This is a genomic window from Actinoplanes sp. CA-051413, from assembly GCF_050955795.1.
In the GTDB taxonomy this organism is placed as follows: Bacteria; Actinomycetota; Actinomycetes; order Mycobacteriales; family Micromonosporaceae; genus Actinoplanes.
In genome coordinates, this window is record NZ_CP192100.1 from 3,085,694 (window position 1) to 3,100,711 (window position 15,018).

Below are 15,018 nucleotides of genomic sequence, written 5' to 3' on the forward strand. Positions count from 1 at the left end.
CCGCGGCGAGGCGTGGACCGCTGTGCGGACCGTCGCGACGACGTTCTGATGACGTTACGACCGGCCGGGCCGTCCTGCCGCAAGGCCTGGCTGCGCCGGGTCGGCTTGCTCTGGGGGTGTCTGGCAGTACCCGGTACAGCCGTCACTGCCGGCCGGCCCGGCTTCGCGGTTGCCTGGGGAGGTAACCGGCGAACACCGACTGGGAAGGGGCGCCTGCGGTGCCTGCGTCACGCCACACCAGGATGATCCTGGCGATCATCTGCCTCAGCTACTTCATGGTCATCCTCGACAACTCCATCATTTTCACCGGACTGCCCCGCATCGAGGCGGCCATGCACTTCACCCCCACCGGCTTGACCTGGGTGCAGGACGCCTACACCCTCGTCTTCGGCGGTCTGCTGCTGCTCGGCGCCCGCTCCGGCGACATCGTGGGGCGGCGGCGGATGTTCATCATCGGCCTGGTGCTGTTCGCGTTGGCGTCACTGCTGGTCGGCCTCGCCCCGTACACCTGGTGGTTGATCGCCGCCCGGGCCTTCCAGGGCATCGGCGCCGCCATCCTGGCGCCGTCGTCGCTGTCGCTGCTGACCGCAAGTTTCGCTGAGGGCCGGGAACGGGCGAAGGCAGTGGCCGCGTACAGCGCGGTGGCAGGGATCGGCGCCAGCGCCGGCCTGGTCGTCGGTGGTGTGCTGGCTGACCTGATCTCGTGGCGGGCCGGGTTCTTCCTCAACGTACCCATCGGGGTCACGATGGTTTTCGCCGCCCGCCGGTTCATCGGCGAGACGGAACGCCGCCAGGGCCGTTTCGATCTGGTCGGCGCATTGTGCGCGACGCTGGGCATGACCGCGCTGGTGTTCGGCATCGTCGACGCCGCCGAGGCCGGCTGGACCGCGCCGAGCACCGTGATCGCGATCTCGCTGGGGGTGGTGCTGCTGGCGGCGCTGGTGATCAACGAGGCCCGGGTCGAGCAGCCGATCATGCCGCTGCGGTTGTTCGCCGACCGCCGCCGCACCGGCGCCTATCTGGTCCGGATGCTGTATCTGGGCGCGATGATCGGATTTTTCTTCTTCACCTCGCAGTACCTGCAAGGGGTCCTCGGTTTCAGCCCGCTCGCGGCCGGGATCGCGTTCCTTCCGATGTCCGCTGTCAACTTCGCTGTGGCGGTGCTGGTCAACCGGGTCATCGGGCGGTTCGGGGCCGTGCCCGTACTGATCGCCGGGGTCGCCGCCACCCTGGCCGGCATGGCCTGGCTCAGCCGGGCCGGCGCCGGCAGCGACTACCTGCTCGAGGTCGCCCTGCCCATGGTGCTCATCGGCGCCGGACAGGGACTCGCGTTCGCCCCGATGACCTCCGCCGGCCTTGCCGGTGTCAGCCCCGCGGACGCGGGCGCCGCTTCCGGGCTGATCAACACGTTCCACCAGCTCGGTAGTGCGCTCGGCCTGGCTGTCCTGGCCGCGATCGGCTCGGCCGCCGTCCCGGCCGGAACCGGCGGCTCCGCGGCGCTCGTCAACCGGGTCCACGCCGCGCTGACCGGTAGCAGCGTCCTGCTCGTCATTGCCCTGGCGCTGGTCATCGGCCTCATCGCCACCCGGCCGGGGCGCCCGTACGCCGCAGGGATGCATTCCGAGCCTCGGCCGAGGCGCGAGTACACCGGCGTCTCAGTGGAGTGACCAGCGCCGAAGGGGTGTACTGACAGCCCACCGCTTGCCGGCGCGATCCGGCCTAGCCTGGGCAGTATGGACAACCGTGACGAGGTCAAGGCTTTCCTCAGCTCCCGCCGGGCCAAGATCACCCCGGAGCAGGCCGGGCTGACCAGTTACAACCGCAACCGCCGGGTTCCCGGGCTGCGCCGGAGTGAGGTCGCGGACCTGGCCGGGGTCAGCGTCGAGTACTACGCCCAGCTCGAGCGGGGCAACCTCGCCGGTGCCTCGGACAGTGTCCTGGAGGCCCTGGCCCGTGCGCTGCACCTTGACGAGGCCGAGCAGCTGCACCTGGCCGCCCTGGCCCGCGCGGCCGGACCCGGCCCGCGAGCGCGCCGGAAGCCGTCGGCGCCGCAGGTTCGTCCCAGTGTGGCGCGTGTCCTGGAGCTGATGAGCGACGTGCCGGCGTTCGTCAACAACGGCCGCGGCGACGTCATCGCCGCGAATCCGCTGGCCCGGGCCTTGTATGCGCCGATGTTCGACGATGCCGCCGGCCCGGTGAACCATGCGCGTTTCGCGTTTCTGAACCTGCGGGCGCGGGACTTCTGGCGGGACTGGGAGCGCATCGCCACCACGACCGTGGCGATGCTGCGGGCCGAGGCCGGCCGGGACCCGTACGACAAGGCGTTGACCGATCTCGTGGGGGAGTTGTGCACGCGCAGCGAGGAGTTCCGGGCCCGCTGGGCCGCCCACGACGTACGGCTGCACAGCACCGGGATCAAGCAGTTCCGCCACCCGGTCGTCGGCGAGCTCGACCTGAACTTCGAGACCATGGACCTGACCGCCGACCCGGGTCTGTCCATGACCCTGCTCAGCGCCCCGGCCGGATCCGCTGCCGACGACGCCCTGCGGCTGCTGGCCAGCTGGGCCGCCGCGCGCGTCCGGGCACCGGCGAGTTCCGAGCCCCGCTAGCCGGCACGAGAGGTGGGCTGCCAGTACACCTGCCAGCAGCAACTTCTCCCCGCCTCCGATCGGCGGTTTCCTGAAGCACATGAAGATCGCCCACCTCGGAAGCCTGAACGTGTCCCGCATCGGCCTCGGCGCGATGACCATGGCCGGCACCTATACCAGCGAAGGCCGCCTCGACAACGCCGAGTCGATCCGTACGATCCACCGCGCCCTCGACCTCGGCGTCACCCACCTCGACACCGCGGAGATCTACGGCCCGTTCCTCAGCGAGGAGATCGTCGGCGAAGCCGTCCGGGGCCGTCGCGACCAGGTGAAGATCGCCACGAAGTTCGGTCTGGTCTCGCACGCCGGCGGCGGCCCCGGCGTGACCGACAGCAGCGCCGCGAACGTGCGGGCGGCCGTCGACGGTTCCCTGAAGCGACTGGGCACCGACCACATCGACCTGTACTACCAGCATCGCGTCGACCGCAGCACCCCGATCGAGGAGACCGCGGGCGCTGTGGCGGATCTGATCAAGCAGGGCAAGGTGCTGCACTTCGGGCTGTCCGAGGCGTCGCCGGACACCATCCGCCGCGCCCACGCCGTGCAGCCGGTGACGGCTTTGCAGACGGAGTACTCGCTCTGGACCCGGGACGTGGAGGCCGAGATCCTGCCGCTGCTGCGCGAGCTCGGCATCGGCTTCGTGCCGTACTCCCCGCTCGGGCACGGCCTGCTGACCGGGCAGATCCGTACTGTCGACGACTTCGCCGACGACGACTGGCGCAAGACCAACCCGAGGTTCACCGGCGAGAACTTCCGACGCAACCTCGCCATCGTCGACGAGGTCAAGGCGATCGGCGCCGAGATCGGGGCCACCCCGGCGCAGACCGCGCTCGCCTGGATCCTCACCCGTGGCGACGACATCGCCCCCATCCCCGGCACCCGCCGGGTGCCCCGGGTCGAGGAGAACACCGCCGCGGACGCCGTCGAACTCACCTCCGGGCAGCTCGCCCGCCTCGACGCGCTGCGGCCGGCGGCCGGAGCGCGCCACGACGAGGCGAACATGACCTCGATCGACCAGTGAGTCACCGCTCGCCGGTGCAGCAGCCGTCGTCGCAGTCCGCGGTCTTGCCTGCCGCGGTGGCGGCCTGTGGGACGGGTGCGCAGCAGGCGTCGCCGCGCCAGGCTTCGCGGCCTTCCTTGACGGCGACGGCGGCGATGATCAGCGCGGCGACGGGGTCGGCCCAGCTCCAGCCGAACAGGCTGTTGAGCAGCAGTCCAACGAGCAGGACCGCGGACAGGTAGGTGCACAGCAGGGTCTGCTTGGAGTCGGCGACCGCGGTGCGGGAGCCGAGCTCTCGTCCGGCGCGGCGCTGGGCGTAGGACAGGCCGGGCATGACCGCGAGGGAGACCGCGGCCAGGGCGATGCCGACGGTGGAGTGCTCGGCCTCGGCGCCGCCCAGCAGGGATCGTGCTGATTCGACCGTGACGTAGGCGGCGAGGGCGAAGAACGAGAACGCGATGATCCGCAGCGCGGTCTTCTCCCGGGCTTCGGGGTCGTGGCCGGCGAACTGCCAGGCGACCGCGGCGGCGGAGGAGACCTCGATGACCGAGTCGAGGCCGAAGCCGATCAGGGCGGTGGAGTCCGCGGCTTTGCCGGCGCTGATCGCGATGACGGCCTCGATCACGTTGTAGGTGATCGTGGCGGCGACCAGCCACCGGATCCGGCGGGCCAGCACGCCGCGGCGCCGCGAGTCCGGACCGGCTGGGGTGATCGGCAGGAGGGGCAGGCTCATCAGCAGCAGTCCTGGTCGGCGGCGTCGGGGCAGGCGGCCGGGTCGACGGCCAGGATCAGGCCGAGCAGGTCGTCCAGGGCGTGCCGGATGCGGGTGTCAGCGAGCTCGTAGCGGGTGCGCCGGCCCTCGGGAGCGGCGACGACCAGGCCGCAGCCGCGCAGGCAGGCGAGATGGTTGGACAGGTTCTGCCGGGTGGCCCCGAGCAGGTCGGCCAGTTCGGCCGGATAGCCGGGGCCGTCGCGCAGCGCGAGCAGTAGCCGGGCCCGGGTCGGATCCGACAGGGCGTGGCCGAAGCGGGCGAGGACTTCGCCGTGCGTCACCGTCTCCATGCCGCCGACCATACAGCCAGCGCTGTATTCAGCGGAAGATGTATCAAGCGATGTCGTACGATCTTGGAGTGCTGCTGACCGATCATGTCATCGCCGTTCCGCTCGACCACGACCGTCCGGACGGGCGAACCATCGAGGTGTACGCGCGGGAGATTATGGCCGCGGACGGACGCGATCTGCCGTATCTCGTCTACCTCCAGGGCGGACCGGGCCACGAGGCGCCGCGACCGTCGTCCCGGCCGATGTCGCCGTCCTGGCTCGAGCGGGCACTGCGCAGTTTCCGGGTCATCATGCTCGACCAGCGGGGCACCGGACGTTCCACGCCCTATGGTGCTCCTGGCCCGGACGCGGCCGCAGACGCCGAATGGCTGACCCATTTCCGGGCGGATGCGATCGTGCGGGACGCTGAATGCCTGCGGGAGCATCTGGGCGCCCGGCAGTGGAGTCTGCTCGGCCAGTCCTTCGGGGGATATTGCTCGCTGCACTATCTCTGCGAGGCACCGGACAGTCTTCGCGAGGTGTTCTTCACCGGCGGCCTGCCGCCGGTCGGGCGTCCGGTCGACGAGGTCTACTCGGCCACCTTCGACACGATGCGCATGCTGAACCGTCGCTACCACCGCAGGTTCCCGCAGGACGCCGTCCGGCTTCGGGAGCTGCTCGACCGCTGCGACGCGGGTGACGTACGGGCTCCCGACGGTGCCCCGATCTCCCGCCGCCTGATGCGCACGATCGGCCACCACCTGGGCATGGACGGCGGCGCGGACAAGGTCCATCAAGTGCTCGAGCTGGACTTCGCTTCTTCCGCGTTCCGGCATGACGTCGCCGCGATGCTGCCGTTCGACGCCCGCAATCCCCTGTACGCGGTCCTGCACGAGTCGAGCTATGCCGACGGCGGGGCTACGCGGTGGTCGGCCGAACGGGTTCAACCCGACGACTTCGCCGGCGAGTCCCTGCTGCTCACCGGCGAACACCTTTACTCGTGGCATTTCGAGGACACGCCGGGCCTGCGGCCGTACCGCGATGTCGCCGCGGCCATCGCGGAGCACGAGTGGCCACGTCTCTTCGACGCCGAGCGGTTGGCTCAGGTCGACGTGCCGTGCGCTGCCGTGATCTACGCGGACGACCCGTACGTCCTCCGGCAGTTCTCCGAAGAGACGGCCGACCTCCTGCCCGGCATGCACCGGTGGCTCACCGACGAGTACCTGCACAACGGGCTGCGCACTGACGGCGGTCGCGTGCTCGACAGACTGATCGCGCTGGCCCGGGATCTTCCTGGAGGTCGATGACCGCGCTACGCGGGCCCGGGATCGTCTCTCAGGCGGCTGTAGAGGTAGCCGTCACACCATCGGCCGTCGCGGAACTCGCAGGCTCGCACCACGCCTTCCAGGTGGAATCCGGCTTTCACCAGCGACTTCTGTTCAGCGATGTTCTCCGGATGGGTGCCGGCCTGGATTCGCTGGAAGGGCGTGTGCCGAAAGAGGTAGTCGCACAGCATCGCCTGGGCCCGCCAGCCGATGCCGCGTCCACGCCACTCCGGCAGCAGCGCGATTCCGATCTCCCAGTGTTTCGTCGGTCCACCGAAATCGCGCAGCGCCCAGCTCACGAACCCGGCCGCGACCTCGTCCGGCTCGACTTCGACCAGCAGGCGGCTGTCTTGCGTCCCGAGGTAGCCGTCGGCGGCGAACCGCCGCGCCGGCGCCTGCGCGTCCCGGAATCCCGTCCAGTCCAGTCCGATGAGACCGGGCTCCGTCGCGAATCGACGGAACATGACCAGATCGTCCTCGGCCACCGGGCGCAGCCGGACAGAAAGCTCGCTCACATTGCCTCCGTCGCATAGCTCGTGGCTGCTCAGCGACCGTGCCGTACGTCGTTGGGTGGGTGCTCACGCAGGTAATCGTCAAGCCGCCCGCCGCGCAGCGCGGCGAACAGTTCTCGGCAGCGCGCCGAGTCGGGCACCATCACCGAGCCGATTCCGGGTACGTCCCGGTTCTCGGCGATCGGCAACGTCATGAACGTCAGATCCTTGGCGCGCAGGTGGCGAAGCGTGAACGCGAGGCGTTGCACCGGCATCCGCCGGTCCACGGTCAGCATGCCGGCCGCGGTACGCACCAGCCGGTCCAGTTTCCGCGGGTCGGTGAGCAGGTTCTGGTCGGCCGCCTTCTCGGCCAGCGCCCGCAGGTACTGCTGGTGTCGCCGGGACCGGTCGAGGTCGTCGCTGGGCAGGCCGCGGCGCTGACGCACGTAGTACTCGGCGAGTTTGCCGTCGAGGTGCACCTTGCCCGCGGGGAAGGCGACGCAGCGCCGGGACCGGCCCTGCGGGTCGGTGCACGGTGCCGACGGGTACGGGCTGTTCGCGGGCAGGAAGCGGTAGGCGTCGACGCTCTTCTTGTCGATGGTGACGTCGACGCCACCGACCAGGTCAGTGATCTTGCGTATGCCGGCGAAGTCCACGATGACCGGCCAGTCGATGGTGATACCGCCGAATCTGTTGAGCGTCTGGACGAGCCGGGGCGCGCCACCCCAGGCGAAGGCCGCGTTGACCTTGTTCCGGGACCCGCGCTCGCCGTCGGCCGTGGCGATCGGCAGGTACGTGTCACGCGGGATGGAAATGACGTAGGCCCGGCCGGTCGACGCGGGGATGTGGACGAGGATGACGACGTCGCTGCGCCCGTCACCCGGTTCGCCTTTCGTGCGGCTGTCCGATCCGATGAGCAGCAGGTTCATCGGTCCCCGCACCTTGGGCGGCTCGGTCGGAGCGCCCGCGGACCGGGCCGGTGCGGGAGGCAGCAGGTCGGCTCGATCGACCGCGTCCTCGTAGCGGCCGGAGAGCTTTCGCAGCCCGATGACGCCGGCCACCGACCCGGTGACGAGCACGGCGAGAACTACGGCGAGCACCAAACCCCAGCGGCGTCTGGCCATCGCTCACACCCCCACGAATCGGTAGCCGGTGTTGATGAGTACGGGCAGAACGCTACGCAGCGCCCGTACGGTCTGCGACCGGTCGCCGCCGCCGTCGTGGGTGAGCACGATCGAGCGGTTGCCGACCTGGTCCAGGATCTTCGCCCGGATCCGGGCGGCACCGGGGTTGTCCCAGTCCCGCGGGTCGACGTCCCACGCGATCGAGGTCTGCCCGAGCGTCGCGCACACCTCGAAGACCGTGCGCGACCAACTTCCGTACGGGGCTCGGAACAGCGCAGGTATCCGGCCGACTGTCGTGGCGACGGTGTCCACGGCCCGGCCCACCTCGGTTCGTACGCGTCCGGCAGGCAACCGGCTGAGGTCCGCGTGCGACCAGCTGTGCGTACCGACCGTGTGTCCGTCGTCGACAATGGACCGCACCAGGCCGGGGTGAGCCGAGGCCTGCTGCCCGATCACGAAGAAGGTGGCCTTGACGTGGTGCTTGCGCAGGAGCCGGAGCACCTGCGGCGTGTACGCCGGATCCGGGCCGTCATCGAAGGTGAGCGCCACGACCCGCGAGCCCTTGTCTGCGGACCTGACCGGTACGACGTACCGGGGTTTCTTCTGCACCGGGGTGCGAGGCAGTCCCGTCGCGGAGGGTGATGGTGGTTTCGGCGAGGGCCGAACCGCGACCGGAGGGAGCGCGCGCGGTTCCGGCTGCGGCTCGGCGCAGGCGCTGAGCAGGGACAGACCGCCGAGGGCGAGAAACGCCCGCCTGCCTCCGGTTATCCGTTGTTGCGTCATCGACATCACCTCCGGCCCGCGTGGCCGTCGCAGTGGGAGCGGCGGTTCGTTCGCGGCGTATCGAGTGTGCTGACGAGATGTCAGGAACTGATGAGGGCACGAATGTCCGGTTCGAACCGGTTGCCCGGTGCCCCGATCATGGCGTGGTGGAATACCTCGACCTGACGCCGTACGAGTATCTGAGTTCCGCACTGCCCGCGACCGCGATCGGTTGGCTCGGCACTGAACACGGCGTGCAGGGCGGCACCGCGAACCCACTGACTGCCGCCGAGTTCAGGATGCTCCGGGCTGCTTCACCGCGCGTCGGCAGGGTGACTATGGGCTGGCACGCGTGTGAGTTCTGCGAAAACGCCGAAGGCAACGGCGAATACCGATACTACCTGCCGGACGGTCGCATCTTCGCCGCGCCGACGCTGTTCCTGCATTACGTCGAATGGCATTGTTACCGGCCGCCGGCGCAGTTGCTCGACGCCTTGGCCGACCCGGCACCGCTGCACTGGGATTGGCGTGCCGAACGCCTGTCCTCGGTGCTGCTCGACAAGAACGCCGACATCGCCGTACGCGCGGAAGCAGCCGTCGGCCTGGCGTGCTGGGACGACCGCCGGGCCTATGCGGCGCTGTGGAAATCCATGCGGGACGAGGACCTGCTCGACTGCGCGGGCGACGAGATCGGGCGCTCGCTCGCGGCATTCTCCGGACGCGCGTACGGGAAGGAGCTGGCCGCCGTGACGCTGCATTCGATGGTGCAGTACGGCATCGAGAAAGCAGCGCAGGATGACTATCAGATCTTCCTGCGAACGTTCAGCTGATGCGGTACGGGTCGTCCGGTGGCACCCAGGCGTCGGGGCTGTCGAGGCCGCACCCGTCCACCGAGCGGGTCAGCGCCGCGACGAGCGCTCGCACCGTGGGCCGCTGCTCGGTGCGGCGGGAGACCAGCGACCACGTCCAGTACGGCGCCGGCCGCGTGATCGGGCGGGCCACCAGATCGGCCGGCACCGGAGTGGTCTGGCCCTTGGGGCAGTTCACCACCGGCCGGCGCAGGCGGCGTACGTGGTCGAAGAACGCCGGACCGGTGATGCCGCCGTCCGAGATGGCCACCGTCCGGGCGCCGGTCTCCTCGGCCAGCGCCTCGGCCCAGCGGTTCCACGACGACCAGCTGACCTCGTCGGCGTCGATGAGCACCACGGTGTCACGGGCGCGGACCGGTTCGGCCGAGGTGCCGGTGCTCACCGCGTACAGGCGGTCGGCGCCGAGCAGGTGGGCGTCGAGGTCGTTGTCGTGCACCGTCGTGGTGGGCACCCAGCAGATCGCGAGGTCGATGCTGCCGTCGACGACCCGGGCCGCCTGCGCGTGCGACGGCAGGACCCAGGCGTCGACCAGGAGCTGGGCGGTGCCGGCGGCGCGTTGTTCCAGGTCGGGCGGGCGCCAGTTGACGTAGCCGAGCCGCACCGGCTCGGACGAGGCCAGTCCTGACGCCGTACGCCTGAGGTCGTCGGCCTGCTCGAGCAGCGCCCGGGTCCGCGGAAGCAGCACCGTGCCCGCCGCGGTCAGCGCGACCGACCGCCGGTCCCGGTCGAACAGCCGCGTGCCCAAATCCCGCTCCAGCGCCTTGATCTGCTGCGACAGCGACGGTCCGGCGATCCGCAACCGGTCCGCGGCCCGGGCGAAGCTGAGCTCCTCGGCGACCGCGACGAAGTAGCGAAGCTGACGAAGCTCCATCCGGGCAGCATAAACGCCTGATAGGCGCAGCCTCCCAGACAGGAGGAAGTCAGTCGTGGCAACCGGCGGATCGCGACCGATGCTTCAGCCAGATCCGGTTCACCTCAGCCGGATCAGGTTCACCTCAGCCGGATCACGTTCACATCAGTCTGAAGGAGCATCATGACCAAGGTTGCTGTCGTCACCGGAGCCTCCCAGGGCATCGGCGCCGCCACCGTCTCCGCCTACCGCAAGCTCGGCTACCACGTGGTCGCCAACTCACGCGGGATCACGCCGTCCGGTGATCCGGGGGTGCTCGCCGTGCCGGGTGACATCGCCGATCCGGCGGTCGGCGCCCGGGTCGTCGAGGCCGGCCTGGCCGAGTTCGGCCGCATCGACACGCTGGTCAACAACGCCGGCATCTTCATCGCCAAGCCGTTCGCCGACTACACGGCCGAGGACTTCGACCAGATCGTCGGGATCAACCTGCGCGGCTTCGTCGCCATCACCCAGCGCGCCGTCGCGGCGATGCTGGACCAGGGCGGCGGGCACGTCGTCACGGTCACCACCAGCCTGACCGACCACGCCAACAGCAGCCTGCCGGCCGCGCTCGCCTCGCTCACCAAGGGTGGCCTCAACTCGGCGACCAAGGCACTGGCCATCGAGTACGCGACCCGCGGCATCCGCTTCAACGCGGTCTCGCCCGGCGTCATCGCGACCCCCATGCACCCGGCCGAGACCCACGAGTTCCTGGCCGGTCTGCACCCGGTCGGCCGGCTCGGCGCGATCAGCGACGTCACCGACGCCATCGTCTTCCTCGAGAACGCCCCGTTCGTCACCGGCGAGATCCTGCACGTCGACGGCGGCCAGAGTGCGGGGCACTGACATGACGGTCCTGCCGAACCTGCTCGACGCCTGGCAGCAGGCGATCGACGGCCACCACCCCGAGCAGGTGGCCGCCCTCTTCACCGAGGACGCCGTCTTCCAGGGGCTGCATCCGTACAGCATCGGGCGGGCCGGGGTGCAGGAGTACTACGCCGGGCAGCCGGCCGGGATGACCGTGGCCTACCGGATCCGGCAGACCCGCGAGCTGGCCGAGGACGTCGTGCTGGGCTGGGTCGAGGCCGAGTTCACGTTCGTCGACCGGCCGCCGATCGCGGTCAATCTCACCGTCGTGGCGCGCCGGGCCGACGGCGCCTGGCGGATCGCCCACTACCACGTCTCACCACGGACCCCCGCGAAGGAGAGCACCCCGTCATGACCCGCATCGGCATCATCCTCGGCAGCACCCGACCCAACCGCAACGGCGAGCAGGTCGCCCGCTGGGTGCTCGACGTCGCCAAGCAGCGCACCGACGCCGAGTTCGAACTGGTCGACCTGCGTGACTACCCGCTGCCGCACCTCGACGAGCCGGTCCCGCCGTCGATGGGCCAGTACCGCAACGACCACACCAAGCAGTGGGCGGCGAAGATCGCCTCGTTCGACGGCTTCGTCTTCGTCACCCCGGAGTACAACCACAGCACCTCGGGCGTACTGAAGAACGCCATCGACTACCTGTACGCCGAGTGGAACAACAAGGCCGCCGGCTTCGTCTCCTACGGCTCGGTCGGCGGCGCCCGGGCCGCGGAACACCTGCGGCTGATCGCCGGCGAGCTGCAGATCGCCGACGTACGGCAGCAGGTCGCCCTCTCGCTGTCCACCGAGTTCGAGAACTACACCGTCTTCAAGCCCCGGCCCAATCAGGAGCCTCAGCTCACCACCTTGCTGGACCAGGTGGTGGCCTGGAGCACCGCCCTCGAGCCGCTGCGCAAGTAGGGCGGCGCGGGTCGGCGTTCACGGCGCCGACCCGCGGGCTGCGGCCGGTGTCTACTGTGTCGGGGGCCTACCACGAGGCGATCCGGGAAGAGTGAGCACCGCGACGTACGGGGGAGGACGCCTTGGCCAGTGAGACGGATGACCGCCGGCCACGCCGTGCGCTGGTGGCGCCGGCGTGGGTGGCTGGAAATCTCGTGATCGGCTACTTCATGATCCTGCCGCTCGGGACGGCCGACACCCTCGCCTACTATCTGCGGGCGGTCCACGGCGACGACGTCGTCGCGCCGTACGGGTCGGACGGGGCGACGTTCGCCGTGGTCGAGATCCTGGTACTGGCCGGGAGTCTGCTGACGATCTCGGTCTTCTTCAACCGGCGGCACTGGCGGCGGTTCCTGGCGGCTCAGGAGCGGCCGTTGCCACGCAAGGCCGCGTTCCTCACTGCGCTGGTGCTGGGAGCCGCCACCTTGTACGGGCTGCCGTTCCTCCTGTTCATGATGGCTACGAACAGGACCGCCCCGCCGCTTTTCCCCGGCTCCTGGTCCTGACGCTTATCGGGGTGTGGCGTGTCGGGGGCTGGGGCCGGTTGGCGGGCGGGGTTGGGTTCCGGCAGCGGCGACCGGGCCGGTGTTGACCGGCGGGGCCTGGGTGACCAATGCCGTTGCGACGGCCAGACCCGCACCGAGCAGGCGCGGAGATCGGGGCGGCTGCCAGGTCCGTCGGGCGGTCACGGCGCCGATCGCGGGGCCACGGCCGGCCCGCGCTTCGCCCGCTGGATCTGCTCGTAGACATGGGTCCGCAGTTGCGTGAACCGCGGCAGGGCCCGCGTGGTGAGCTGATCCCGCTCCGCCGGGAGGTCGATCACGAGGTCCTCCTGCACCCGGGTCGGTGAGTTCGACAGCACGAGGACGCGCTGGCCCAGATACACCGACTCGTCGATGTCGTGCGTCACGAAGACCGTCGAGATCCCGCGGGTCGAATGCAGCTCGCGTACGAGATCCTCGAGGTCTGCCCGGGTCTGAGCGTCCACCGCCGCGAACGGCTCGTCCATGATCAGCACCTCGGGCTGGTACGCGATGGCGCGGGCGATCGCCACGCGTTGCTGCATTCCGCCGGAGAGCTGCCACGGATGGCTACGCGTCGCCTCTGGCAGCCCGACCGCCTCGATGGCGTCGGTGACTATCCGGTCGCGTACGGCGCGGGAGAGCTTCTTGTGGCGCAGTGGAAGTTCGACGTTGCCCCGGACCGTCAGCCACGGGTAGAGGCTGCGGCCGTACTCCTGAAAGACCACGGCCATGGCCGGGCTCGGGCCCGTCACCGGCGATCCGTCCATCTCCATGCGGCCGCTCGTCGGCCGGAGCAGTCCGGCCAGGCATTTCAGGAGCGTGGTCTTTCCGCATCCGGAGGGCCCGACGATGCACACCAACTCGCCGTGACTCATCGTGAAACTGAGGTCCCCGATCGCCTCGACGTCGCCCGTGGTGGTGGCATAGACCTTCCGCAGGTGCTCGACCCTCAGCAGGGGGCTCCGGTCAGGCACGGGTGATCTCCTTCATTCCGTGGTACCAGCGCAGCAGGTGGCGCTCGGCGAGACCGAAGAGCACGGCGAGGGCGACGCCGATGAGGCCGAGCAGGAGGATGCCGCTCCACATCTCGGCGATGAGGTAGTTCCGCTGGAAGTAGGCGATCCGGTAACCGAGACCGGAGGACGACGCGAACATCTCCGAGATGACCATGAGGATCAGGGCCACCGAGAGCGCTTGCCGTACGCCGGTCATGATGCGCGGACTCGCCGCCGGGAGCACCAGCAACCACAGCCGTTCCCACCGGGAGATCCGGAACGAGTCCGCCGTTTCCACCATCACGCTGTCGGTTGATCGGACGCCCTCGATCGTGTTCAACAGGATCGGCCAGATCGCACCGGACACGATGACGACCACCTTCATCGTGTCAGTGATGCCGAGCAGGAGTAGCGCCACCGGGATCAGCACCGGCGGCGGAATCGCCCGGAAGAACTCCAGCAGGGGTTCGAGGGTTTCGCGCAGCCGGCGGAACCGGCCGATCGTGACGCCGGCGGCGACGCCGAGAACGATCGACGCGACGATGCCGAGGGCGAGGCGGTACAGGCTCGGCAGGACGTCGTCGGCGAACGCCGGCCCGATCCAGACCTGCCGGAACGCGTCAAGGATCGTGAGCGGACCGACGAAGAACCGGTTAGTCGAGGTGGTCGACCAGACGCCCCAGAGCACCACGGTCAGGAACGGGAGCCCGAGGGCGAACAGCAAGTTCGCGGCGATCCTGGCCCCGGGGCCGCGTGGACGCGTGGTCATCGGGTCTCCTCCGAGCGCACCGACTGGTGCCAGGCCAACGATCGGCGTTCGATGAAGCGGAACACGACGTTCACCAGGAGACCGAGAATCCCGGTGACCACGACCAGGCCGTACAGGCCGACAGCGTCTCCCGCGGAGCGGGAGAGCTCGATCGCGCGCCCGAGGCCGGGATTGCCGATCACCATCTCCGCGGTGACGGCCAGGATGAGGGCGACCGCCGCGGCGAGCCGCAGACCTGTCATCAGGTACGGCAGAGCGGTCGGCAGGACGAGATATCTCAGACGCTCGCGACGGGTGAGGCCGAAACTGCGCGCTGTGTCCCGCGCCACGGTGTCGATGTCGGCGACACCGTAGATGACCTGCACGAAAACCTGCCAGAACGCGGCGTAGACGATGATGACGAGCGCGGCGCGCATCTGCAGGCCGAACATCAGGACGGCCAGGGGGATCAGCGCGACCGACGGTACGGGTCGCAGGAACTCGACCATCGTGTGCGTCGCGCGACGCAGGAACGGCACCATCCCGACCGCCGTACCCAGGACGACCGCGGCGAGCGTCGCTATCGCCAGGCCGACCACCCACGAGGTCATGGTGAGTCTGAGTCGCCGCCAGAACGCCAGGTCACGGGTCTCCTGGAAGAGCCAGGCGAACACGTCCGTCGGGTACGGCAGGTACTGCGGGTCGACCAGCCCCAGCATCGGGATCAGTTGCCAGACGACGGCGAACCCGAGCAGGCCGGTGGCGCCCAGCAGAACCTTGCGCACTG

The 15,018-nt window shown here is 69.7% G+C and carries 18 protein-coding genes; 9 read left to right on the top strand and 9 right to left on the bottom strand.

The window, feature by feature from the left end; all coding sequences use genetic code 11:
- Positions 1–218: 218 nt before the first annotated feature.
- From ACQP2Y_RS14660 to ACQP2Y_RS14670, 3 genes are all read left to right on the top strand, one after another.
- The gene (locus tag ACQP2Y_RS14660) at positions 219–1,667 is read left to right on the top strand and encodes an MFS transporter (RefSeq protein WP_433728321.1); all 1,449 of its coding nucleotides are present in this window, start codon (positions 219–221) and stop codon (positions 1,665–1,667) included.
- A gap of 66 nt (positions 1,668–1,733) precedes the next feature.
- On the top strand, positions 1,734–2,609 hold the full coding sequence (locus ACQP2Y_RS14665; RefSeq protein ID WP_433728323.1) for a helix-turn-helix domain-containing protein: 876 nt from the start codon (positions 1,734–1,736) through the stop codon (positions 2,607–2,609).
- 79 nt (positions 2,610–2,688) lie between these two features.
- Positions 2,689–3,669, top strand: a complete 981-nt coding sequence (locus ACQP2Y_RS14670; protein WP_433728325.1) for an aldo/keto reductase — start codon at positions 2,689–2,691, stop codon at positions 3,667–3,669.
- 1 nt (position 3,670) lies between these two features.
- Here ACQP2Y_RS14670 and ACQP2Y_RS14675 read toward each other — a convergent pair whose 3' ends face one another.
- Positions 3,671–4,381, bottom strand: coding sequence for a cation transporter (locus ACQP2Y_RS14675; RefSeq protein WP_433728328.1), 711 nt, complete (start codon positions 4,379–4,381; stop codon positions 3,671–3,673).
- Positions 4,381–4,710, bottom strand: coding sequence for an ArsR/SmtB family transcription factor (locus ACQP2Y_RS14680; RefSeq protein WP_433728330.1), 330 nt, complete (start codon positions 4,708–4,710; stop codon positions 4,381–4,383). The genes ACQP2Y_RS14675 and ACQP2Y_RS14680 overlap by 1 nt, the downstream gene beginning before the upstream one ends.
- Positions 4,711–4,760: 50 nt before the next feature.
- Between ACQP2Y_RS14680 and ACQP2Y_RS14685 the strand changes: the two genes are divergently transcribed.
- The gene (locus tag ACQP2Y_RS14685; RefSeq protein WP_433728332.1) at positions 4,761–5,996 is read left to right on the top strand and encodes an alpha/beta fold hydrolase; all 1,236 of its coding nucleotides are present in this window, start codon (positions 4,761–4,763) and stop codon (positions 5,994–5,996) included.
- Between the two features lie 5 nt (positions 5,997–6,001).
- On the opposite strand, the gene ACQP2Y_RS14690 is transcribed toward ACQP2Y_RS14685, so the two are convergent.
- From ACQP2Y_RS14690 to ACQP2Y_RS14700, 3 genes are read right to left on the bottom strand one after another with little or no spacing between them, the layout of a single operon-like run.
- Positions 6,002–6,529, bottom strand: coding sequence for a GNAT family N-acetyltransferase (locus tag ACQP2Y_RS14690; protein ID WP_433728335.1), 528 nt, complete (start codon positions 6,527–6,529; stop codon positions 6,002–6,004).
- 29 nt (positions 6,530–6,558) lie between these two features.
- Positions 6,559–7,629: an LCP family protein gene (locus tag ACQP2Y_RS14695; RefSeq protein ID WP_433728338.1), complete on the bottom strand. Its 1,071-nt coding sequence runs from the start codon at positions 7,627–7,629 to the stop codon at positions 6,559–6,561.
- A gap of 3 nt (positions 7,630–7,632) precedes the next feature.
- Positions 7,633–8,238, bottom strand: coding sequence for a polysaccharide deacetylase family protein (locus ACQP2Y_RS14700; RefSeq protein WP_433728340.1), 606 nt, complete (start codon positions 8,236–8,238; stop codon positions 7,633–7,635).
- A gap of 320 nt (positions 8,239–8,558) precedes the next feature.
- On the opposite strand from ACQP2Y_RS14700, the gene ACQP2Y_RS14705 reads away from it, so the two are divergent.
- On the top strand, positions 8,559–9,221 hold the full coding sequence (locus tag ACQP2Y_RS14705; protein ID WP_433728342.1) for a hypothetical protein: 663 nt from the start codon (positions 8,559–8,561) through the stop codon (positions 9,219–9,221).
- Here ACQP2Y_RS14705 and ACQP2Y_RS14710 read toward each other — a convergent pair.
- Positions 9,214–10,131 (bottom strand): LysR family transcriptional regulator, encoded by a 918-nt coding sequence (locus ACQP2Y_RS14710; RefSeq protein WP_433728345.1) that lies wholly within the window; start codon positions 10,129–10,131, stop codon positions 9,214–9,216. The two genes, ACQP2Y_RS14705 and ACQP2Y_RS14710, sit on opposite strands and share 8 nt — an antisense overlap.
- A gap of 162 nt (positions 10,132–10,293) precedes the next feature.
- Between ACQP2Y_RS14710 and ACQP2Y_RS14715 the strand changes: the two genes are divergently transcribed.
- The 4 genes from ACQP2Y_RS14715 to ACQP2Y_RS14730 all read left to right on the top strand — a co-directional run bounded on the left by ACQP2Y_RS14715 (position 10,294) and on the right by ACQP2Y_RS14730 (position 12,470).
- The gene (locus ACQP2Y_RS14715) at positions 10,294–10,995 is read left to right on the top strand and encodes an SDR family NAD(P)-dependent oxidoreductase (RefSeq protein ID WP_433728347.1); all 702 of its coding nucleotides are present in this window, start codon (positions 10,294–10,296) and stop codon (positions 10,993–10,995) included.
- A gap of 1 nt (position 10,996) precedes the next feature.
- On the top strand, positions 10,997–11,371 hold the full coding sequence (locus ACQP2Y_RS14720) for an SgcJ/EcaC family oxidoreductase (protein WP_433728349.1): 375 nt from the start codon (positions 10,997–10,999) through the stop codon (positions 11,369–11,371).
- The gene (locus tag ACQP2Y_RS14725; protein WP_433728351.1) at positions 11,368–11,925 is read left to right on the top strand and encodes an NADPH-dependent FMN reductase; all 558 of its coding nucleotides are present in this window, start codon (positions 11,368–11,370) and stop codon (positions 11,923–11,925) included. The genes ACQP2Y_RS14720 and ACQP2Y_RS14725 overlap by 4 nt, the downstream gene beginning before the upstream one ends.
- 122 nt (positions 11,926–12,047) lie before the next feature.
- Entirely contained in the window at positions 12,048–12,470 is a 423-nt protein-coding gene (locus ACQP2Y_RS14730) for a hypothetical protein (protein ID WP_433728354.1), read from the top strand.
- 179 nt (positions 12,471–12,649) lie between these two features.
- Here ACQP2Y_RS14730 and ACQP2Y_RS14735 read toward each other — a convergent pair whose 3' ends face one another.
- Genes ACQP2Y_RS14735 through ACQP2Y_RS14745 form a run of 3 tightly spaced genes read right to left on the bottom strand, consistent with a single transcriptional unit; the run spans position 12,650 to position 15,016 of the window.
- Positions 12,650–13,462, bottom strand: a complete 813-nt coding sequence (locus ACQP2Y_RS14735; RefSeq protein ID WP_433728356.1) for an ABC transporter ATP-binding protein — start codon at positions 13,460–13,462, stop codon at positions 12,650–12,652.
- Positions 13,455–14,252, bottom strand: a complete 798-nt coding sequence (locus ACQP2Y_RS14740; RefSeq protein WP_433728359.1) for an ABC transporter permease — start codon at positions 14,250–14,252, stop codon at positions 13,455–13,457. The genes ACQP2Y_RS14735 and ACQP2Y_RS14740 overlap by 8 nt, the downstream gene beginning before the upstream one ends.
- Positions 14,249–15,016 (bottom strand): ABC transporter permease, encoded by a 768-nt coding sequence (locus ACQP2Y_RS14745; protein ID WP_433728361.1) that lies wholly within the window; start codon positions 15,014–15,016, stop codon positions 14,249–14,251. Before ACQP2Y_RS14745 ends, ACQP2Y_RS14740 begins: the two co-directional genes overlap by 4 nt.
- Positions 15,017–15,018: the final 2 nt, after the last annotated feature.